Consider the following 19,829-nt stretch of genomic DNA (forward strand, 5'->3'; position numbering starts at 1 on the left):
GCTTAGTCCTCATGTACGTCGTATTTGCGGTCGATAGCGTTCATCTTGGCCACGTAGACGAAGATGAGTGCCACAAACACGTAGATGGAGCCCTGCTGAGCAAACCAGAAGCCCAGCTTAAAGCCAAAGAAACGAATTTCGTTGAGTGGTTCTACAAGCACAATGCCGAATAGAAACGACACGCTAAACCAGATTGCCAATAGGCCAAGTACTAGGCGAATGTTCTCGCTCCAGTAGGCTTTGGCTTTGTCATCGCTTTCGAATGCCATTTGATCGATCCCCATGATGGTTTTTCTAATAATCAGGGATAAGTTAGCAATATGTGACCAACTAATAAGCAAGACTTTAGTCTAGTGTTGCTTATTAGTTGATGGCTGAGTTAGCCATAAAACCATATAAAACAACAGGTTACGGATAGACTGGCGCGATAGACAACAAAAAGGCCGTTAGACTTAAGTCTAACGGCCTACAAGCGTTAAACGGCTTGGCGTTGTTGTGAGTTAGGACTGCTTACCACTCCAGCGGTCTACCCAGACAGACAAAGCACCGTCACAAGTCACGTTACAAGCGGTACCAAAGCTGTCTTGTGCTAGATACAGGGCAATCATCAGACCCACTGCCGCTTCGTTAAAGCCCATCATGCCGGTGAGCAAACCAAGAGCCGCCATCACAGCACCGCCCGGCGCACCAGGGGCTGCAATCATCACCACGCCCAGCATCATGATAAATGGCAGTGCTTCGCCTAGACTTGGCAATCCCAACTCGGGTGATAGATGCATCACCGCCATCGCGCAGGTAACGATAGTAATGGTCGATCCGGCCAAGTGAATCGATGCGCACAAAGGCACAGTCACGTTAGCCACTTCAGGAGTCACGCCATTCTCTTTTACCTGACGCAAACTCACAGGAATGGTCGCCGCTGACGACATGGTACCCAATGCCGTCACATAAGCTGGCAACATGGTCTTAAGCAACCCCAGCGGCGGTTTGCCATTGGCCAAACCGGTAACCACGTACAGTACGCTGATATAACCCCAATGCATCACCAGCGCGACTAACAGCACCACGCCGAAGGTTTGCAGCGTGTCGAATACAGTGCCTGCGGCAGCCATGTCGGCGAACACACCGGCGATGTAGAAAGGCAGTAGAGGAATGATCACCGAGCGCAGCAGCAAATCGATGACATCACGACCGGCTTCTAAGCCGCCAATTAGGTTTTGACGCTGTAGCTTGCTCGCTCCCATACCAAATACAAAGGCCAACGCCAGTGCGGTCATCACCCCAAAAATAGGCGGAATATCCAGTTCGATAAAGCTCTTAAGTACTCGTGCTTCTTCGTCAACCGCCGCCAACTCTGTGGTCAGGCTAGGTACTACCAGACTGGCCACGCCAAAGGCAATTAGACCTGCCAGCAAGGTTGAGCCGTAAGCCACGCCGACGGTTTTGCCCAACAGGCCTGAGCCTTGCGAGGACATGGAAGCGATACCGCTACCGATAAAGAAGAAAATGATCAGTGGAATGGTGAAACCGATCAATTGCCCAATTAAGGTTTGTCCGGTTAACAGCAGACGTACTAAAAAGTCTGGGCCATACAGGCCTACCAGCATACCGGCGGCAATACCGCTAATCAGTTTTAATATTAAATTCATTGATTGCTAACTCGTTTTATAATTTGCCTCGTTACACGAGGTTTTGTTGGCGATTGGCTAATTCAATTCGCTCAAATAATCGATCAAGTCCGCCAGTACTTCAGCGTCGTTGATCTTCGCGCTAACCAAATAGCGCCCATTGACCAGTAAGCTTGGTACGCCAGAAATCTCGGCGTTAAAAGCTCGGCGGTCCAGTTGTTCCATTTGTCGAGCCAGTTGCGGATCTTTGGATACTTTGAGTACCTCTTGTTTATCGATCCCAAAGGGTGCCAAGAAAGCGGCAACGTCATTGCGGCTCTGTAGCGGCATCCCACGCTCGTGTATTCGCTCAAACAACTCCATTTGCATGATGGCGCGCTTGTTATAGCGCTCCGCTATCAGGTGAGCCAATTGACTCAATGCCCAGGTTTTGCGGCCAACGCCCACAGGATTCCATACCAGTGGTAAAGGCTCGCTAAGTTTGGGCATAGTCGCCTCAATCACGCTCTGATGGCGGTAACAGTGAGGACAGTTGTATGAGAAAAAGACTCTCAGTTCTTTCGCTTGTTCAGTGGTTTTCGACGCCACCACTTGGTAGTCCTGCCCTTCGACAAAGCGAGTGGGCATGGCCATTACCGACCAACTGGTTAGCAAACTGAGCAATAGAACCCTTAACAACATTTTCCTCTCCTTATTTTTTTGAATCACTTCCATGAATTTGGATCGGACAAACAAGCCATTAAGTCAGTGACTTGAAAACGGTAACCCGACTGGACAATCGCGCTCGATTCCACCCGCTTACCCGCTTGTTGATCGTCAATAAACTGTGGAGCCTCTAGCCCCATTGACTCGGCAGCGGCCTGATAAAACGCTCGTCGAGTCGGATGATCCGGTGCTGCCAAATTGTAGGCAGGTTGCACCTGCTCCAGCGTGAGTATATGCTCACAAGCGGCCACACAATCGCGTAAGTGAACCAAGTTGACCGGTGCCAATGGCTTAGCCATATCCTTGCGTCCCGCCAAAAAACGGCCCGGTTGACGGCCAGCTCCAATTAACCCGGCGAAGCGAATCACCACCGCATTGTGCGCCTGTTGAAAGCACTGCTCAGCTTCTAACATGACTCGGGCAGATTCGCTGTGCGCGCTGGCATCAGCCTCTGTCGCCACTTCAAGCGAGTCCGAATAAACCCCAGTTGAGCTGATATACACTACTCGCTGATAACTCTTGTTAGCCATTGCCGCTAACAGATTGTCTAGCTTTTCTAAATAATCGCTATCGCCCGCACGCAGGCGCGGCGGTAAATTCACTACGCAATAATCCGAATCCAGCAGCTCGTCGATATTTGAGCAAATCAACTTGGGCTCAAGGCTCAGTTGATAGCCTTCAATGCCCTGCTCTGCCAGTTCTTGAGCGGCTTCAAGCTCGCGCTTAGCCCCTTTCACTTGCCAGCCCTTTTGGCTCAAGTGCGCGCCCAAGGCGCGACCAAACCAGCCACAGCTGATAATTGAGATACTCTTTGCAGTAGACAACTTAAGCTCCTTGCGCGCAGCGTGAGTTAATCGGCTTTTGACCAATCGCTAAAATAAACTTGCAGGTGGCGTGAGCGCAAGCCATACAACAAACTCCACAGCAAAACGATGCCATCTAGCCCCAATGACCAGTGAAACTGACCATCGCGATTGTCCACCGCTTGCAGCCACAGCGCTGCAAACCCAAGCCACAAGGCAGCCAGTATCCAGCGACTGTTTCTAAACAAGCCAATTAGCCATTCCGGACTGCGCCGGCGCTCGGCTAACACCAGTCCAAACAACAACACCCCACCGGCGCCGCTGGCTAGCGCCATTTGCCAATCCGAATGAGACGGATACGCAAGCCCAATCAACAAGCTGGTGTCTTCCCGATAGGTCAGACTGGCAATCCACACCAAATACGCTTTCATGGCCCATGCTAAGAACAAGTAAAGCCACATGGGCGGCTTTACATGGCCTTTGTCATCGAGCCATTCGAAGTTGATGCGGCGCTTATACATGGCGGACTACTGAGTGTCCCATACCAAATCGCGATAGTGACGACGGCACATGGACACGTAGCGGTCGTTACCGCCAATCTGCACCTGCTCGCCTTCGCGAATGGCATGCCCCTCTTCGTTCATGCGCACCACCATGATGGCTTTACGACCACAGTGACAAATGGTTTTAAGCTCTACTAGCTTGTCGGCCCAGGCCAACAAGTACTGGCTACCGGGGAACAGCTCGCCCTGAAAATCGGTGCGCAGGCCATAACAAAGCACTGGGATGCCCAACATATCTACCACTTCTGCCAGCTGAGTGACCTGCTCTTTTGACAGGAACTGAGCCTCGTCCACCAGTACGCAATGCAAGTTCTCTTGTTGGTGCTGCTGATTGATAAGCTGCATCAAATTGTCAGCACTGCCGAACATCAAGGCATCGGACTCGATACCAATTCGAGAGGTGATTTTGCCAACGCCATAGCGGTCGTCGATGCTTGCGGTAATAACCAGGGGGCGCATGCCTCGCTCGCGGTAGTTATAGGCCGACTGCAACAGCGAGGTGGATTTACCGGCATTCATTGCCGCGTAATAAAAGTACAACTGAGCCACTGGCTTTTCTCCTTAAACGCGTGTGCGCATGAGTCTAACAAAAAAGAGGCCCGAAAAGGCCTCTTTCCCTTGCTAAGCGTGAGCCTAGTAGCGTGACTGCTTAAATTTTAGCAGTGCGATAACCAAGGTGACCAAAACGCTACATACCAGCAATGCAGTAATCAGCGAGTGAGTCATACCCAGCACCAGATAACCTACCAAGCTGATACCCGCCACCATCAAGGCGTATGGCAACTGAGTGGTCACGTGGTCGATGTGGTGACAGCCCGCACCAGTGGACGACAAAATGGTGGTATCAGAAATTGGCGAACAGTGATCGCCAAATACCGCGCCGGCCAATACCGCAGATAGCATAGGTAGCATCAGTGTAGTGTCGGTGCCCATCGCCATGTCCGCGGCGATTGGCAGCATAATGCCAAAAGTACCCCAGCTGGTGCCGGTAGAGAAGGCGGTAAAACCCGCTAGCAAAAACAACACCATAGGCATGTACTCAGGCGCAATCGCGCCTTCAAGCTGGCTCACTAGATACTTTCCGGTTTCCACTTCACCGATAATGCCGCCGATAGCCCAGGCGAATAGCAGAATGTAAGCCGCGGGTAGCATGGAGCGAGCGCCGGCGATGACCGCTTGAACAATCAACTGACCTTCAAGGCGTTGTTTGAATGCGAACACCAAAGTCACGGCCAAACCGGCCACAGAGCCATTGAACAATGAGTAGCCCACATTGGTGTTTTCAAACGCACCCAAAATACTGAAGGCCTGACCGGCGTCGGCAAGCTCTGCCGCACCACTGGCAACCATGAAGCTGGCGGTAGCGACCACAAGCGTAATGATTGGCCCAAACAAACCCGCCACCGAGCCGTTATTGGCTTCTTCAAGCTCAGCGTTGGTGCCCGGCGGATTGCCGCGCTCAGGGTCGTATAGCTCGCCTTTTTGGGCTTTGATTTCGTGGCGCAGCATAGGGCCCACGTCCAAGCCGAACCACACCACAGCAAACAGCAGAATCAACGCGAATATGGCGTAGAAGTTCATTGGGATCATTTGCACAAAGGTGGCCAGTTGACCGCCACCGTCATAGCCGCGAGCCGCTAACAAACCACCGATAAGCGCGATGATATACGCACCCCAGCTCGATACCGGAGAAATCACACACACAGGAGCTGCGGTGGAATCCAGTATGTAAGCCAGTTTGGCGCGACTGACGTAGTAACGGTCAGTGATCGGACGCGACACACTGCCCACCACCAGCGAATTAAAGTAATCGTCGATAAATACCACAACTCCGAGAGCCATGGTCAGAAGTTTAGCGTCGCGCTTGGTGCGAATGCGTTGGCGTGCCCAATCGGCAAAGGCACGAGCCGAGCCTGACGCGCTAATTAGCGCTGTGGTCGCGCCCAAAATGACCAAGAACAGCAATATGTACAAGTTGCCCCAATTAGCACCGCCATCTTCGACAAACAGGCCGGAAACGGTTTGAGCGAGATGGGTGGCCGCTGCACCCAAGTCGAACTGAGTCAACATTAGGATACCGGCGAGAATACCTACCCCAAGGGACGGCAAAACTTTTCGAGTGACAACTGCCATTGATATGGCTAGAAGGGGTGGAATTAGTGACAGCGCCGAGTCGGCATAACTGGTTAGGCTCATAAATTCTATCTTTACTTAATTACTTGCGTTCGGAGGGCTTTGAAATCGGCAAGCTTGAGATAGAAATAAGCCGTTTCAAGTAGCGCTCCATAGTGGTTAATGGCGTAATGCCCGACTATGGCAGTGCTGTCCCTATTCGGTGACAGCCCCAACACCAGTGGTTGAGCCGACTGATGTTTCGGCGTTGACTCCTTTTATTAGCGCTCATAGGTCTCACCCTAACGCTAATGACTGATAGCCAACGCGACCTCTACTTAACTCGCAAAAAAGCGAGGCCGCTATATAAACACAAGCGCCAATTTGGAGGCTAATCCAAATGGCGCTTTACATGATCCAGATCACCTAATTTAGCGAATTAGGCGATTAGTTCAACAGTTCAGTAAGCTCTGGCAAGGCTTCAAACAAATCCGCCGCCAAACCATAGTCTGCCACCTGGAAGATAGGCGCTTCAGGATCCTTGTTAATTGCAACGATCACTTTCGAGTCTTTCATGCCCGCCAAGTGCTGAATCGCTCCTGAGATTCCCACCGCAATGTACAGTGATGGCGCAACAATCTTACCGGTTTGACCCACTTGCAAATCGTTGGCAACAAAACCGGCGTCAACCGCAGCGCGTGAAGCACCCATGGCGGCACCCAGTTTGTCGGCCAATTGCTCTAGAATTGCAAAGTTCTCAGCACTTCCCAGACCACGACCGCCAGAAACTACGATATCGGCGTTGCCAAGATCAGGACGCTCGCTCACGCTCAGCTCTTCGCCTACGAACTCTGTTTGCACGCTTGGTGCAACAAAATCGCCAGCGACCACCGCAGCACTGCCGCCCTCACCCGCCGCGTCAAACGCACTGGCACGCAATGTCAGTACCTTGATGTCGTCAAACGACTGAACCGTCTCTAGCGCGTTACCCGCATAGATTGGGTGAATAAAAGTGTCGTCAGACTCAATCGCGATAACGTCAGACACCTGAGCCACGTCTAGCAGTGCAGCAACACGAGGCATCAAGTCTTTGCCAAACGACGAAGACATGGCCAATACGTGGCTGTAGTCTTTGGCCAAAGCCACCACAGAATCGGTCAGCGACTCTACTAGGCTGTGGGCTGCGGCTTCGTTGTCCAGAGTAATCACTTGATCCACACCGGCAATCGCAGCGGCTTGCTCTGCCACGCCACCCACTTGGTGACCGGCGACCAGCACGTGGACTTCACCCGACAATTGGGCTGCTGCGCTAACGGCTTTGGCGGTATCGGCCTTTAGAGTTTGATTGCTGTGCTCAGCTACAATTAGGGTCTTCATGAAATCACCTTCGCTTCATTGCGTAATTTGTCCACTAGCTCGGCCACAGTTTCTACCATGATGCCCGCTTGACGCTCGCTTGGCGCTTTAACCGCCAATACTTTTTGGTGTTCTTTTAGCGGCAGCTCAAGATCGGCCAATGCCATGGTCTCAAGGGGTTTGCGCTTGGCTTTCATGATGTTTGGCAGCGAGGCATAACGCGGCTCGTTAAGACGCAAGTCAGCAGTCACAACCGCTGGCAAGTTCATTTTGATGGTTTGGCTACCCGCGTCTACTTCGCGAGTCACAGTCAAGGCACCGTCTTCTAGCTCAACCACAGAGGCGAAAGTCGCCTGAGGCATGCCGCTTAGGGCAGCGAGCATTTGACCGGTTTGATTGTTGTCGCCATCGATGGATTGCTTACCCAGTATTACTAGGTCGGCTTGTTCTTTGTCGTTGATGGCTTTTAGGACTTTGGCCACCGACAGCGGCGACAGCTCTTGGTCGGTTTCCACTAGAATACCGCGATCCGCACCTAGGGCCATGGCGGTGCGCAATTGCTCTTGAGCGTTCTTCACGCCAATGCTAACTACGACTACTTCACTGGCTTTGCCGGCTTCTTTCAAGCGTACCGCTTCTTCGACCGCAATTTCACAGAAGGGGTTAATGGCCATTTTCAGGTTGGCCGTATCAACCGCTGATTGTTCGGCGTTAACCCGAACTTTCACGTTGGCATCGACAACGCGCTTAACCGGAACTAAGACTTTCATGCAGATTCCTTGTTATATGCTGCGAGTAATTATTATGCATGGCTCACTCTACCTAGGGTTTACCTTTACGTCAACTAACCCCAAGCCCGCTTTGATTGACGCTTTTTCATGCAAACCGCGCCGCGAATATACTTAATTCAAATTTTATTATTTGAATAATATAAAGAATGGCGAACAACTAATTTAATCTGAATAAAGACAAAATAATTGATCATTATCAAAACTGGTTCTAATATACAGCCAGATAATAAATATCTCACATTAACGCTGCTCGTTAATCTAACTAAAGGTTAAAACAAATATTATGTCTGATTTCACTGATATCTTGACCCATGGTCGCCGTTTTAAAGCTGCTGTAAAAGATTTAAGCATTGATGAATTGCGCGAAGTCGCCGGTAAACTTGAAAAAGTTATCGCCGATAGAGAAGTTGAAGAAGCCGCTGCTGCAGAAGCGCAGAAAGAACGTCTGCAACAAATTGAAGCACTGCGTAAACAAATGGAAGAAATGGGTTTATCGGTTGAAGACCTAGAAGGCCCAAGTGCAAAAGCCGCTCCGAAAAAACGCGCACCGCGCCCGCCTAAATACGCCATCGAAGTCAATGGTGAACGCATTACTTGGACCGGCCAAGGCCGCACGCCAAACGTATTCAAGGAAGCCATTAAAGAAGATGGCAAGTCGCTAGACGATTTCTTAATCTAACCGAATATCTATCAGACCTATTTAGCCCAGCCTAGCGCTGGGCTTTTTTATTCAAATCATTCGAAGTACATGAGCCCTATTAAATTAGGTCGAAAAAGGCCGGATTATGTTTTGTACGCCAATCAGATTAATGACAACAAAATGCACAAAGGCATTCAGTGATCTTAACTGGCCTGCTACAATCGTCTCTTCAAGGATTAGAAGGTATCCCAAATGAAGGTTCAAATACTCGGTTTAATGACAGCAACAGCGCTGATCTCTGGCTGCGCAAATATGGAGTTTAAGACCAATTTAGACGCAGATAACTTCAAAGAGTATTACAAAGCCAGCGAAGTTGAAATTTATGAGTCCGAAGCCGATGCGCCAGAGCAACACCTAAACATGGGCCTAGTCGAAGGCAGTAGCTGCCAGGAAACCCAAGATGCACCGCCGCCAAACGAGGCTGAAGCTCGCACTCAAGCGCGCAGAGAAGCGGCTGATCTCGGCGCCAATGGAGTGATATTCCAACAGTGCATCAAAGAAACCTCCAATATTTGCGTGGCCGAGTACATTTGTTACGGCCAAGCCATCTACAGCGAGTTCAATGAGCAATAGCTATTCGATTGAGCCTATTGGGGTGTGTCGCACGCCATACGCGCAAAAATTCGCCATCCCTCGCCAGCCGGGTTTAGTTCCGGCGGCACAGGGTATTATCGAAATGGCCCCCGGATTCGATAATCCGGATCTGTTACGCGGTCTCGAGCAATACTCGCATATCTGGCTGACCTTTTTATTCCATCAAAATCTAGAACAAGGCTGGCGCCCGACCATACGCCCGCCTCGCCTTGGTGGAAATGCCCGGATTGGCGTACTGGCCTCTCGCTCGACCTTCAGACCCAACGGGCTTGGCCAGTCCGTGGTTGAAATAGAAGCTGTAGACATCGACAGTCGCCCGCCAAGAGTCATCATTCGCGGCATGGATCTACTCGACGGCACACCAATTATCGACATTAAGCCTTACATTCCATACGCCGATTCAATACCTAAGGCCCGCGGTGGTATGGCGCAGAAGGCGCCGCAAACCATTAGCGTTGAGTTTGCCAAGGCTGCACTACAACTCATACAACAACTGCCGGTGAGTAAGTACCCAAATTTGCAGCAAATAATCGTTGAAGTGCTGCAACAAGACCCCAGACCCGCCTACAAAGCCAAGCGTCAAGATGACAAGCGCTATACCATGCAACTATTTGATTTAGATATTAGTTGGCACTTCAATGACGGCTGTGCCAAAGTAGAAAGTGTTGCCCCGTTGAACAATTAGCCAGCAGTATCGGCCACAGATTTCAACGGTTGCTCGTCCCTCGAATTTACTGCAACCGAAAGGACGCCTATGAAAGCCTCTGTGACCTTAGTTTCAGCCGCCGTGGTAGCGGCTTTATTCACATCTCCCGTTGACGCCAAATCGGAACTGATTCAGGGCGAACGCAATAACCTAGTAAAAGCCGGCGATTGGCTGCAAATCCTACTGCCCGGCACCGCGATTGTGGGCAGCTGGGCTTGGGGCGATACCGAAGGTGCCTGGATGGCGACTAAGACTGTCGCTGCAACCGCCGCCGCGACGCATACCTTTAAGGCGGGCTTCAAAAAGCTGCGACCCGATGCCTCGGCCAACAACTCGTTTCCTTCCGGTCACACCTCTGCTGCTTTCTCGGGTGCGGCTTACTTACACCATAGATACGGTAATACGGTTGGCGTAGTGGCCTACACGGGTGCCGCGCTCACCGGTTATAGCCGTCTTGTCGCTAACAAGCACTTCGTCGATGATGTGGTCGTGGGCGCTTCGTTTGGTGTATTAAGCTCACTGTATTTCACCGAACCCTATGAGAGCGACTTGGTAATACAGCCCACCCCAACCAAAGACGGAATGGCGATGAATTTCTCCTACGTCCCGGGTTTAGCTCTAGCATCAGCTTCGACCAGTCAGGCCACCAGCAAACCCAAAGACTATCGCTGGCGCTTTCAATTGAGCTTTGGTAGTGCCAAACCCAATTACAACGTATTTGCGACCGGTGATGACGGGCCAATTGATTCTCGAGAGCTGAACTTAAACGAGGATCCGGATACCTTCTCGGCTCTCAACTTTGCTTACGCTATCAATAAATACTCCGACGTGCACGTGACCTTTGTCCCTTACAATCGCGTTGATGACTCAGTGTTATTAAGGGATGTGAAGTTTAACGGACAAATGTACTCGGCTGGCGAGCGCACCGTGTTCTCCTCTCACTTGTGGCAACTTGATACCGACTATCAGCTGCGTTTGCTACCGGACACTAATTTCATTGTTCGTGCTCGTGCGGGTTTGACCTTCCAGCATCAACGCTTGGCGATGGACATCTACGATGGAGGTCGTTTATCGGAAGTGGTTCAAAATCGAATTATGCCGGCAGTGGGTGGCACTCTTGGCTACCGCATCACACCGCAAATTTCATTGGCAGCGGAAGGTCGATACGCCCGTTGGCAAAACAATCGTCATCATTACTTAGGCGGCCGTTTCCGTTATGATTTCAACCAACAGTGGTACGCCGGTGTTGAAGCAGGACGCTATAAACACCGCTACGACGAAACCAATTTGTACAACGAAGTCTCCTACGATTCGATTGGACTAAAAGTGGGATACCACTTTTAATCGCTAACAACTAATGGCACCGGATTACCAAGCCCAACACAAACAACGTTTCAACTACATGCCTTGGCTGTACTTTCGCCTCAAGCCTAAATTGCTGGCTTGGGCGAAGCCTTGGCAAGCCGAGCTCCACCAACACTGGATGACCCTTGAAACTGTGCAAATTGCCCCATCGGCCTTTATAGCAGAAGGCGCGCAGCTGTTTGCCGAGCCTGGGCGCGATATACGCATTGGCGAGCAAAGCTTTGTAGCGGCGGATTGTGTATTTCATGGCCCCATCGAGCTGGGTGACGCGGTTGCGATTAACCACGGTTGTCATCTAGACGGTAGCCGCGCCGGCATTCGCATTGGCAATAACTCTCGTATCGCTCACGGTTGCTCGATAGTGGCGTTTAACCATGGCATGGCGCCGGATGACGAGGTGTATCAGCAGCCCATCAGCAGTCAAGGCATTCGCATCGGCGAGGATGTCTGGATCGGGGCACGCGTTGGAATTGTCGATGGAGTGAGCATTGGTAACCACGCGGTCATCGGTATGAACGCCGTGGTGACCAAAGATGTACCGGAGTATGCGATTATGGCGGGCAACCCTGCCCTTCAAATCGGCGATCGGCGCGATAAGCCCAAGGCTGGGCTTAAGAAAAGCCGCTAATTAAATCCACTTGTTAAAACATGAGCTAATTTGCCGCTTTCGAGGCTACCGCGCTACTGGGCATACTGCTACAATATCGCTCTTTCGAATTTCATAGTCTTACGGATGTGGCCATGCGCACCAGCCAATACCTACTATCTACCCAAAAAGAAACTCCATCCGACGCCGAGATCGTCAGCCACCAGCTGATGTTGCGCGCCGGAATGATCCGCAAACTGGCCTCAGGTTTGTACACCTGGCTGCCAAGCGGCCTGCGCGTGCTGCGCAAAGTTGAGAACATTGTTCGCGAAGAAATGAACAAAGCTGGCGCGGTTGAAACCCTGATGCCAATGGTTCAGCCAGGAGATTTGTGGCAACAAACTCAGCGTTGGGATCAGTTTGGCCCCGAGCTGCTGCGTATCAAAGACCGTCATCACCGTGACTTCGTGCTGGGTCCAACCCACGAAGAAGTGATCACCGAAATGGTTTCAAAGGAAATTTCTTCTTACAAGCAATTACCGGTGAACCTATACCAGATTCAAACCAAGTTCCGCGACGAAGTTCGTCCTCGCTTTGGTGTGATGCGCGCCCGCGAATTCCTAATGAAGGACGCCTACTCGTTCCACATCAGCCAAGACTGTATGAACGACACCTACCAGCTGATGTTTGATGCTTATTGCAACATCTTCAAGCGCATGGACTTGGAATTCCGCCCAGTATTGGCCGACAGTGGCTCAATTGGCGGTAGCTTGTCTCACGAGTTCCACGTGTTGGCACAAAGCGGCGAAGACTTGATTGCTTACGCCGACGGTGGCGAGTACGCCGCGAACATCGAGCGCGCCGAAGCACCGATGCCTACTTCTGAGCGCGCTGCAGCAACTCGTGAAATGGAGTTGGTTGATACCCCAAATGCGAAAACCATCGAGCAGTTGGTTGAGCAGTTTGAGTTGGGTATTGAGCAAACCGTTAAGACTCTTATCGTTAAAGCGGCCGACGACGCTGGCGCTGAGTTCGTTGCCCTGCTAGTTCGCGGTGACCACGAGCTCAACGAAGTGAAAGCGGAAAAGCACCCACTAGTTGCGGCTCCGCTAGAGTTCGCCACTGACGAGCAAATCAAAGACACCATAGGCGCTGGTGCAGGCTCGCTAGGTCCTGTGAACCTGTCGATTCCTGTGATTGCCGATCACGCTGTAGCGGTCATGTCTGATTTTGGCGCTGGTGCGAATATCGACGGCAAACACTACTTTGGCATCAACTGGGAGCGCGATGTTGCTACTCCAGAAACCATGGATTTGCGCAACATCCTAGAAGGCGAAATCTCGCCAGATGGCAATGGCAAGATTGCGCTTGCACGCGGTATCGAAGTTGGCCACATCTTCCAATTGGGTACCAAGTACTCAGAAGCCATGAACGCCAACGTGCTGGACGAAAACGGTAAGTCGCAAACGCTTATTATGGGCTGCTACGGTGTGGGTGTATCGCGCATCGTTGCTGCCGCTATCGAGCAAAACCACGACGACCGCGGCATCATTTGGCCAGAAGCCATTGCCCCGTTCAAAGTGGTTATCGTTCCTATGAACATGCACAAGTCGCATCGCGTTCAAGAGACCGCTAACGAGCTTTATCAAAAGCTGACTGACGCTGGTGTTGAAGTCTTGTTTGACGACCGTAAAGAGCGCCCTGGTGTGATGTTTAACGATGCCGAGTTGATTGGTATTCCGCACACTATCGTTATCGGTGAGCGCAGCCTGGACAAAGGCGTGGTTGAGTACAAGTCACGTCGCGACGGCGAGAAAGTTGAGATGAGCTTGGACGAGGTAATTGCTAAGCTGAGCTAAGCTTTTGGCTAAATTGAACAAGCCCGCTTGATGCGGGCTTTTTTGTGCGTGCTTGTCATTCCCAACTCGATTGGGAATCCACCCAACCGCTAATCAGCAACTGGCTAGATTCCCGTTTCCACGGGAATGACGAGCTCACGAATTAGACCTTCATCACTTTATTCACCGGCAAGTCCCTAACGCGCACCCCACTGGCGTGATAAATCGCGTTAGTGATACTTGGAATAATCGGCGGTACCCCAGGCTCGCCCACACCACCGGGGGCCTCATTGGACTCCATGATGTGAACGTACATTGGCGGTACCTGGTCCATGCGAGTCACCGGTGCATCGTGGAAATTCGACTGCTCGACTTTGCCACCGACCACACTAATTTCACCCATTAGCGCTATCGACAAACCAAACACCATGGCACCTTCCATCTGCGACTTCACTCGATCCGGCGTCACCGCCACGCCAATGTCTACCGCAGTGTGCATTTCAAGCACCTTGACCTTGTTGTCTATGACTTCCACCTTGGTAGCCGCCGCCACGTAGGAACCAAAGCTGCGCAAGAAGCTCAAGCCCCAGCCCTGATTGTCCGGTAGCTCTTCCTCGATTTTGGCTAAATCCGCAATCCAGTTAATCAAGTCCTTCATGCGCTTAATATCAATTGGATTGGTTTCCCATGACATACCGTAGTTGCTGTATTCAAAGCCCTCTGGGCGAGGATCGACCAAACGATCGGGCCCCAACAAGTTCAGCCACATTTGACGGGTAGAGATACCAGCTTTAACTGCCATTTCATCCACAAAGCTGCCCAGCGCAAAACCGTTGTTAATACAGGCCACCGAACGCACCCACCCGGTACGCATGTGGCTTGATACTTTTTGCGTTTCAAAGCTCAAATTGTTCAGCGCAAACGGAGTGTCGCCAAAGCCCACCGACAAATCACCGTGATTGGGCATGTCACGCTTGGTATCGAAAATCCAACCAATCGGTGGGTACGCCACTCGTTGAATCCAGTGATCGGCAGTGCCCTTCTCGGTCAATTCGGCCTTGAGGTAATTTGCAGAAATCGAGTGATAAAAACCGTGTTGAATGTCATCTTCGCGGCTCCAAACCACTTTGACCGGCTGTTTGACCTTGTCTGACAACTCCACCGCTTCAAGAATAAAGTCGGCCTTGGATTTTCGCCCAAAGGCACCACCCATCAGAGTTAAATTAATCTCTGCACGCTCGGGACTTTCTTTATCGATACCCAGCTCGGCCATCACCTGACTCTGGGCCCATTGAGGGTTTTGAGTCCCAGCCCAAACCTGCACACGCTTATCAGCACCTTCACCCTGTACCCAAGCGGTGGCTGCTGGGGTCTCCATCGGGGTGTGGTTCAGATAAGGCACAGAATAGGTAGCCTCAACCGTGCGCGCCTTATCATAACTGTGCTGGTAGACATCACCCTTGGCGCGAATTTCGATGCCCTTTTGATTCACCTTAGACTTGAGTTCGTCCATGTAGCTTTGCGTGTTGTGAACCGCGTTATCACCATCGTCCCACTCTACTTTGAGCGCCTGACGCCCTTTCAGCGCGGCCCAGGTGTTGGTCGCCAGCACGGCCACACCGCCAAGCGGACGAGTAGAAACCGGATACCCTCGGGATTTAAGGGTCACCACGGCTTTGACACCAGCCACTTTCATAGCCTCGCTGTCATCAACGGATTTAGGCTTACCACCCACCACAGGTGGACGAACAATACTGGCCACCAGCATGTTGTCCAACATGATGTCTTGCGCGTAGACCGCACTACCAGCAACGATGTCATCCAAATCGAATAACTTGACCTCTTTACCTATCAGACTGAAGTCCTTTTGTGCTTTGAGCGTTAAGGTCTCTGCCTTGGGCGCCTCCAATTCAGAGGCCGCCACCGCCAGCTCGCCATAGCCCAACTCACGCCCATCTTTGGCGATGACTTTATGGTTGTTAGCGCGTAACTCGATCATCGGCACGCCCAGACGCTCGGACGCGGCTTGCATCAGCATGTGTTTGGCGGCGGCGCCTAGACGACGCAACTCTTCAAAGTGACGACGAATCGAGCTTGAGCCGGTTGTGCCCTGACTGCCATAGCTCTTGTCCGCTTTGCCTTGCAACATCACCACTTGCGACCAATCGGCTTCGAGTTCATCGGCAATAATTTGTGGCACTGAGGTGTGAATGCCCTGCCCCATTTCGGCACGATGACACACAATTTGGGTTTGACCTGAGGGGGCGATACTGACAAATACATTCAGCTGACGCAGTGCATTGTCTTTGGCGTTGGCACTCAGTGAGGCAAAGCCTGGCAGGTAGCCGCCGAGAACCAGCGCACTACCACCAAGCCCCATGCCTTTTAGAAAACTGCGACGGCTCACTTGAGCAATCACGCTAGCAACTTTAGTTGCTGTGTTGGGATATAAGCTCATGCTTTCTCCTCCCTGATTAGCTCACCGGCACGGGCAATCGCCTGCTTGATGCGATGATAGGTACCACAGCGACAAATATTGCCCTTCATGGCTTTGTTTATTTGCTCGTCGCTTGGGTTGGGATTGTCAGCCAGTAAAGCCACCGCGCTCATCATTTGTCCCGACTGGCAGTAACCACACTGAGGCACCTTGTATTCGCGCCAAGCGATTTGCACCGCATGGTCGGCGTTGGCGCTGATCCCCTCAATGGTGGTGATGGCTTTGTCTTTGGCAAACGCTAGTGGCGTCACGCAAGAGCGCACCGGCTGGCCGTCCACATGAACCGTGCAGGCACCGCACTGACCGGCGCCACAGCCGAACTTGGTACCCGTAAGTTTGAGTTCGTCGCGTAAGGCATACAGCAATGGAGTGTCTTCTGACGCCTCCAAAGTCACCTGCTTTTGGTTAATGATTAAGCTGATCATGGCTAACGCCTTCCTTTTGACTAACAGAATGTTGTTGATTCCAGCGAGCTAGCTGAGCTGGCGTGTCGATATCAATAGCTGCACTGGCCATTGCAAATGGCTGTACAGCTTCGGGGAGTTGGTTGAGTAGCGCTTTGGCGCCACGTTCGCCACTAAGCTGCCTAAGCTGGTCAAAATAGGCTCTGGGAAATATCACCGGCGGCGATAAGCCAGCATCGCTTATGGCGCAATGAATCTTTTCCGGTGAGGCGTTAAACGCGTGCCACAATCCACGGTAGTCATCGTTAGTGAGCCCTATTTGATCGCCAAGTACCAAGAGCGCGTGAGTGGTGTCGGTTCTCACCGAGGCAACCGTCGCCGCAATAGAGTCACCAAGCCCAGCTTCCGGCGAAAGTCCCTCACTAATATCCAGCGTGGTAAAAGCATCACTAAGAGCTTTGGAGATGTGACTAATGTGGGGCTGAGCCAATACCAAAGTCGGCTTACCAAAGGGTGAGTTCGAGAGGGTAGTGGCCACCTCAGCCAATAAGGCATCGCCCTTGGCGGTCAGTGCCAAGGACTTCACATCCCCAAAGCGCGAGCTTTTACCTGCCGCGAGAACAAAACACTCACACCGCACGGCTTAACTCCGGCCTACGTTTGGCAGGCTCAATCGCGATTTTGCCTTCCAACACGGCCTGAATCTCAGCCACAATCGATAGCGCGATGGCTTCGGGAAGATCGCCGCCAAGGTCCAATCCTATCGGGTTAGACAGACCTTGTGTAAAGTCGCTCAGGCGAATATCGGCCAGTTCTAACAGCTCCTGAGTTCTGTGTTTGGGGCCCAATTGGCCAACGAATTTGGCGTTGTGATTGACCAAGAGCCCAAGGGCTTGTGCGTCCATTTGCAGATTGTGATGCATCACTACCACAGCATCCGCGCGATTAAACTCAAAGTCCTGTGCTAGCGCTTCAATGGCGCACTGTCCACGCCAATGGGCCTGCTCAAAGCCCGAAGCTCTGCCATGACTGACGCGAGGGTCGTTAATAAACACCTGCCATCCCAAATTAGCTGCCATTTGGATAACCGGAATAGCATCCACCCCAGCGCCTAAAATCCATAGCCGCGGACGCGGTTGTAACACCTGCTCAAAAGCGTCATCGCTTAAGCGTTTTGAAGCAATAGTTGAAGTCGCGAGTAACTGATTGGACACGGGGTGCGAAATTAGCTTGATTCGATAGCCCTGAGGCTCACCACGATTTAGCACCTTCAACAATTCCTCAAGCTCAAGGTAGTTGTTGCTGGCACTGATAGGCTGCAACCACAAGCGCACCATACCGCCACAGCCAATGCCCAGCTCCCAAGCGAAATCGCCTTCCTCGCGCATGTCGTACACCACTTCGCGAGCCTGACCGTCTTGCCAACAACGTCGAGCCTGACGCATTACATCCGACTCTAAACAGCCGCCACTAACCAGCCCGAAGTACTGTCCCATGTCGTTAATTAACATCATGGCGCCGGGTTTGCGGTAGGAGGAACCTTGGGTCTCAATGACGCTGGCCAGCACCCACTGATGTTGGTCTTTTAGCTCAGTCCAGAGGGTGAGCAAGTCTTGTAAACGATGGCTCATGCAGTTTAGCGCTTGATTAAATGATCAAACTCTTAACCTAGCATATTCATCATACCAACCAAGCTAAACAGCGAATTTGGCGGCAATCAATTGTGACAAATTGCAACGGATTACCCGCCGCTAGGTGTTTGGTTTGCTTCGGGCAACAAAGCTAGCACCGCTTGGCGCTGCACTTTGTTGAGTTTGGCCACAACCAGCAAATACGAATCGTCAATCAAACGCTCGACTTCGCCAGTTGGAATAGAACCGTCAAAATACAAAGTTATCCAATGGCGCTTATCCCAGCGGTTGCCTCATTATCCATTTATTTCTCTCTGGTTGAGGTCGCACTTAACTCTTCCAAGGGGGATTAATCACTCGTTGGAAAGCAAAGCTGAGTGAATCGCACCCTTTAGTAGCTAAAAACACCGCGCTCTGTAATAAAAGTGTCACAAAAGTTGTAATTAGCATCACTTTTTGACATCAGCTTGTAAAAACCCAATCGATTTATTCTGGTTAAGACAGTCTTTAGTTGCGGCGTCTCACAAAAAATATGTCACCACTCCTATTCAGTAACTAAAAAATTGCTGCAAATGTAGAGTTACGGATGAGTTCACCATTAAGAGGAAGGATTATGCTAAAACAAACAAAAGTGTTGCTGAGTGTATCGGCATTGGCTCTATTTTTAACAGCTTGTGGAAGCGACAAAGAAAACTCTACGAATGTGCCTGATTACAAGCCAGAATCAACTCAGAATTTTTCTAACGCGCAAAGTGGTATCTACGCAGGCGAGGCTAAGATGGGTAGCTATACCGTCGCCTTAGGCATCATGGTTGCTCCTGATGGACGTGTTCTTACCACATCTACTGACGGTGCAAGCCTCTTTTGGGGAGACTTTAGCGGAAGCAACAATGGGGCCAATCAGATATCGGTTTCTGGACGAGTTATAAGCTGTGACGCAGGCGAATGCGGAGAGTGGAACTCTTCTTCGGTAAGCGGTACATTCTCATCGAACGAGTTTACAGCTAAGCAAACTTTCCCAGACTCTTCACTCTCTTACGATCTAATGGGCATTCGCTCACCGAACGCAGACACCACGATTGATCTAAAGAGTCGAGCGGGAACCTACAGCGAGAGCCATTCGTTTGTAGAGTTGCTTGAAGATGCGACTATCTCAGGCGTTGATACTAACGGCTGCACCTTCACCGGTAACATTGAACCGTATGACGAAATTAACATGTTCAAGATTGAATACATCGCTTCGGGCTGTGGTTCGCTAAGCAAAAAATTCTCTGGTTTAGGCGGTTTCGAAACTACAAAAGATGGCACTTTCTTTGCCTCACAAACCATCAGTACTGATTCAACGGTTTTTGCCACTCATATTTGGGCTTTACAAGGCGCGACTCAAGCTTCTGTTTCGACTATCAACACGGATTTTGAAGGCGCCTCAATTCGTTCCGGCGTTACAAAGCAATAAACAAGAGCTCTAACAACATTAAAAACTTAGTTTTAACGTTGTTGGTGATCATGGCTAACGCAGGCCTCACAGAATGTGCAACTGCCTAAAGTGA

The 19,829-nt window shown here is 51.2% G+C and carries 21 protein-coding genes and 1 riboswitch; of the genes, 7 read left to right on the plus strand and 14 right to left on the minus strand.

Going from position 1 to position 19,829, the window contains the following annotated elements:
- Positions 1 to 2 precede the first annotated feature (2 nt).
- The 9 genes from CLC93_RS00620 to CLC93_RS00660 all read right to left on the minus strand — a co-directional run bounded on the left by CLC93_RS00620 (position 3) and on the right by CLC93_RS00660 (position 7,937).
- On the minus strand, positions 3 to 269 hold the full coding sequence (locus tag CLC93_RS00620) for a DUF4212 domain-containing protein (protein WP_095504519.1): 267 nt from the start codon (positions 267 to 269) through the stop codon (positions 3 to 5).
- Between the two features lie 231 nt (positions 270 to 500).
- Positions 501 to 1,649 (minus strand): dicarboxylate/amino acid:cation symporter, encoded by a 1,149-nt coding sequence (locus CLC93_RS00625; protein ID WP_095504003.1) that lies wholly within the window; start codon positions 1,647 to 1,649, stop codon positions 501 to 503.
- Positions 1,650 to 1,706: 57 nt separating this feature from the next.
- Positions 1,707 to 2,309 carry a thiol:disulfide interchange protein DsbA/DsbL gene (locus CLC93_RS00630; RefSeq protein ID WP_169902741.1) on the minus strand — a complete coding sequence of 201 codons (603 nt, stop codon included), beginning with the start codon at positions 2,307 to 2,309 and terminating at the stop codon, positions 1,707 to 1,709.
- Between the two features lie 23 nt (positions 2,310 to 2,332).
- Positions 2,333 to 3,157 carry an SDR family oxidoreductase gene (locus CLC93_RS00635; protein ID WP_095504005.1) on the minus strand — a complete coding sequence of 275 codons (825 nt, stop codon included), beginning with the start codon at positions 3,155 to 3,157 and terminating at the stop codon, positions 2,333 to 2,335.
- A gap of 26 nt (positions 3,158 to 3,183) precedes the next feature.
- Entirely contained in the window at positions 3,184 to 3,657 is a 474-nt protein-coding gene (locus tag CLC93_RS00640) for a DUF2919 domain-containing protein (protein ID WP_095504006.1), read from the minus strand.
- Between the two features lie 6 nt (positions 3,658 to 3,663).
- Positions 3,664 to 4,248: a thymidine kinase gene (locus CLC93_RS00645; protein ID WP_095504007.1), complete on the minus strand. Its 585-nt coding sequence runs from the start codon at positions 4,246 to 4,248 to the stop codon at positions 3,664 to 3,666.
- 84 nt (positions 4,249 to 4,332) lie between these two features.
- Entirely contained in the window at positions 4,333 to 5,895 is a 1,563-nt protein-coding gene (locus CLC93_RS00650; protein ID WP_095504008.1) for a Na+/H+ antiporter NhaC family protein, read from the minus strand.
- A 72-nt stretch (positions 5,896 to 5,967) separates the two neighbouring features.
- Positions 5,968 to 6,156: riboswitch (Lysine riboswitch) on the minus strand.
- A 102-nt stretch (positions 6,157 to 6,258) separates the two neighbouring features.
- Positions 6,259 to 7,188: an electron transfer flavoprotein subunit alpha/FixB family protein gene (locus CLC93_RS00655; protein ID WP_095504009.1), complete on the minus strand. Its 930-nt coding sequence runs from the start codon at positions 7,186 to 7,188 to the stop codon at positions 6,259 to 6,261.
- Positions 7,185 to 7,937 carry an electron transfer flavoprotein subunit beta/FixA family protein gene (locus CLC93_RS00660; protein WP_095504010.1) on the minus strand — a complete coding sequence of 251 codons (753 nt, stop codon included), beginning with the start codon at positions 7,935 to 7,937 and terminating at the stop codon, positions 7,185 to 7,187. Before CLC93_RS00660 ends, CLC93_RS00655 begins: the two co-directional genes overlap by 4 nt.
- A gap of 304 nt (positions 7,938 to 8,241) precedes the next feature.
- On the opposite strand from CLC93_RS00660, the gene CLC93_RS00665 reads away from it, so the two are divergent.
- The 6 genes from CLC93_RS00665 to CLC93_RS00690 all read left to right on the plus strand — a co-directional run bounded on the left by CLC93_RS00665 (position 8,242) and on the right by CLC93_RS00690 (position 13,768).
- Positions 8,242 to 8,637, plus strand: coding sequence for an H-NS histone family protein (locus CLC93_RS00665; protein WP_095504011.1), 396 nt, complete (start codon positions 8,242 to 8,244; stop codon positions 8,635 to 8,637).
- Between the two features lie 213 nt (positions 8,638 to 8,850).
- The gene (gene rcsF / locus CLC93_RS00670; protein WP_211286772.1) at positions 8,851 to 9,231 is read left to right on the plus strand and encodes an Rcs stress response system protein RcsF; all 381 of its coding nucleotides are present in this window, start codon (positions 8,851 to 8,853) and stop codon (positions 9,229 to 9,231) included.
- On the plus strand, positions 9,221 to 9,937 hold the full coding sequence (gene tsaA / locus CLC93_RS00675; protein ID WP_095504012.1) for a tRNA (N6-threonylcarbamoyladenosine(37)-N6)-methyltransferase TrmO: 717 nt from the start codon (positions 9,221 to 9,223) through the stop codon (positions 9,935 to 9,937). The genes rcsF and tsaA overlap by 11 nt, the downstream gene beginning before the upstream one ends.
- A gap of 69 nt (positions 9,938 to 10,006) precedes the next feature.
- Complete coding sequence (locus CLC93_RS00680; RefSeq protein WP_095504013.1) at positions 10,007 to 11,302, plus strand: phosphatase PAP2 family protein; 1,296 nt, start codon at positions 10,007 to 10,009, stop codon at positions 11,300 to 11,302.
- Positions 11,303 to 11,315: 13 nt separating this feature from the next.
- Positions 11,316 to 11,951, plus strand: coding sequence for an acyltransferase (locus CLC93_RS00685; RefSeq protein WP_095504014.1), 636 nt, complete (start codon positions 11,316 to 11,318; stop codon positions 11,949 to 11,951).
- Between the two features lie 113 nt (positions 11,952 to 12,064).
- Positions 12,065 to 13,768: a proline--tRNA ligase gene (locus tag CLC93_RS00690; RefSeq protein WP_095504015.1), complete on the plus strand. Its 1,704-nt coding sequence runs from the start codon at positions 12,065 to 12,067 to the stop codon at positions 13,766 to 13,768.
- Between the two features lie 142 nt (positions 13,769 to 13,910).
- Here the strand turns inward: CLC93_RS00690 and CLC93_RS00695 are convergent, their stop codons facing one another.
- From CLC93_RS00695 to CLC93_RS17670, 5 genes are all read right to left on the minus strand, one after another.
- On the minus strand, positions 13,911 to 16,205 hold the full coding sequence (locus CLC93_RS00695; protein ID WP_095504016.1) for a xanthine dehydrogenase family protein molybdopterin-binding subunit: 2,295 nt from the start codon (positions 16,203 to 16,205) through the stop codon (positions 13,911 to 13,913).
- Positions 16,202 to 16,669: a (2Fe-2S)-binding protein gene (locus tag CLC93_RS00700; protein WP_095504017.1), complete on the minus strand. Its 468-nt coding sequence runs from the start codon at positions 16,667 to 16,669 to the stop codon at positions 16,202 to 16,204. Before CLC93_RS00700 ends, CLC93_RS00695 begins: the two co-directional genes overlap by 4 nt.
- Positions 16,650 to 17,288, minus strand: coding sequence for a nucleotidyltransferase family protein (locus CLC93_RS00705; protein WP_095504018.1), 639 nt, complete (start codon positions 17,286 to 17,288; stop codon positions 16,650 to 16,652). The genes CLC93_RS00700 and CLC93_RS00705 overlap by 20 nt, the downstream gene beginning before the upstream one ends.
- The gene (locus CLC93_RS00710; RefSeq protein WP_095504019.1) at positions 17,278 to 18,279 is read right to left on the minus strand and encodes an XdhC family protein; all 1,002 of its coding nucleotides are present in this window, start codon (positions 18,277 to 18,279) and stop codon (positions 17,278 to 17,280) included. The genes CLC93_RS00705 and CLC93_RS00710 overlap by 11 nt, the downstream gene beginning before the upstream one ends.
- A gap of 110 nt (positions 18,280 to 18,389) precedes the next feature.
- Positions 18,390 to 18,539 (minus strand): MmcQ/YjbR family DNA-binding protein, encoded by a 150-nt coding sequence (locus tag CLC93_RS17670; RefSeq protein WP_169902742.1) that lies wholly within the window; start codon positions 18,537 to 18,539, stop codon positions 18,390 to 18,392.
- 353 nt (positions 18,540 to 18,892) lie between these two features.
- Between CLC93_RS17670 and CLC93_RS00715 the strand changes: the two genes are divergently transcribed.
- Positions 18,893 to 19,735 (plus strand): hypothetical protein, encoded by an 843-nt coding sequence (locus CLC93_RS00715; protein WP_095504020.1) that lies wholly within the window; start codon positions 18,893 to 18,895, stop codon positions 19,733 to 19,735.
- The last annotated feature ends 94 nt before the right edge of the window (positions 19,736 to 19,829 follow it).

The sequence above is a fragment of the Paraferrimonas sedimenticola genome (genome assembly GCF_002282855.1).
GTDB classification, from domain to species: Bacteria; Pseudomonadota; Gammaproteobacteria; order Enterobacterales; family Shewanellaceae; genus Paraferrimonas; species Paraferrimonas sedimenticola.

Coding starts and splice junctions, on each gene's coding strand:
- CLC93_RS00625 (WP_095504003.1), bottom strand. CDS start 1,649: ATGAATTTAATATTAAAACTGATTAGCGGTATTGCCGCCGGTATGCTG.
- CLC93_RS00630 (WP_169902741.1), bottom strand. CDS start 2,309: ATGTTGTTAAGGGTTCTATTGCTCAGTTTGCTAACCAGTTGGTCGGTA.
- CLC93_RS00655 (WP_095504009.1), bottom strand. CDS start 7,188: ATGAAGACCCTAATTGTAGCTGAGCACAGCAATCAAACTCTAAAGGCC.
- CLC93_RS00685 (WP_095504014.1), top strand. CDS start 11,316: ATGGCACCGGATTACCAAGCCCAACACAAACAACGTTTCAACTACATG.
- CLC93_RS00660 (WP_095504010.1), bottom strand. CDS start 7,937: ATGAAAGTCTTAGTTCCGGTTAAGCGCGTTGTCGATGCCAACGTGAAA.
- CLC93_RS00710 (WP_095504019.1), bottom strand. CDS start 18,279: ATGAGCCATCGTTTACAAGACTTGCTCACCCTCTGGACTGAGCTAAAA.
- CLC93_RS00700 (WP_095504017.1), bottom strand. CDS start 16,669: ATGATCAGCTTAATCATTAACCAAAAGCAGGTGACTTTGGAGGCGTCA.
- CLC93_RS00640 (WP_095504006.1), bottom strand. CDS start 3,657: ATGTATAAGCGCCGCATCAACTTCGAATGGCTCGATGACAAAGGCCAT.
- CLC93_RS00690 (WP_095504015.1), top strand. CDS start 12,065: ATGCGCACCAGCCAATACCTACTATCTACCCAAAAAGAAACTCCATCC.
- CLC93_RS00650 (WP_095504008.1), bottom strand. CDS start 5,895: ATGAGCCTAACCAGTTATGCCGACTCGGCGCTGTCACTAATTCCACCC.
- CLC93_RS00715 (WP_095504020.1), top strand. CDS start 18,893: ATGCTAAAACAAACAAAAGTGTTGCTGAGTGTATCGGCATTGGCTCTA.
- CLC93_RS00665 (WP_095504011.1), top strand. CDS start 8,242: ATGTCTGATTTCACTGATATCTTGACCCATGGTCGCCGTTTTAAAGCT.
- CLC93_RS00620 (WP_095504519.1), bottom strand. CDS start 269: ATGGCATTCGAAAGCGATGACAAAGCCAAAGCCTACTGGAGCGAGAAC.
- CLC93_RS00695 (WP_095504016.1), bottom strand. CDS start 16,205: ATGAGCTTATATCCCAACACAGCAACTAAAGTTGCTAGCGTGATTGCT.
- tsaA (WP_095504012.1), top strand. CDS start 9,221: ATGAGCAATAGCTATTCGATTGAGCCTATTGGGGTGTGTCGCACGCCA.
- rcsF (WP_211286772.1), top strand. CDS start 8,851: ATGAAGGTTCAAATACTCGGTTTAATGACAGCAACAGCGCTGATCTCT.
- CLC93_RS00680 (WP_095504013.1), top strand. CDS start 10,007: ATGAAAGCCTCTGTGACCTTAGTTTCAGCCGCCGTGGTAGCGGCTTTA.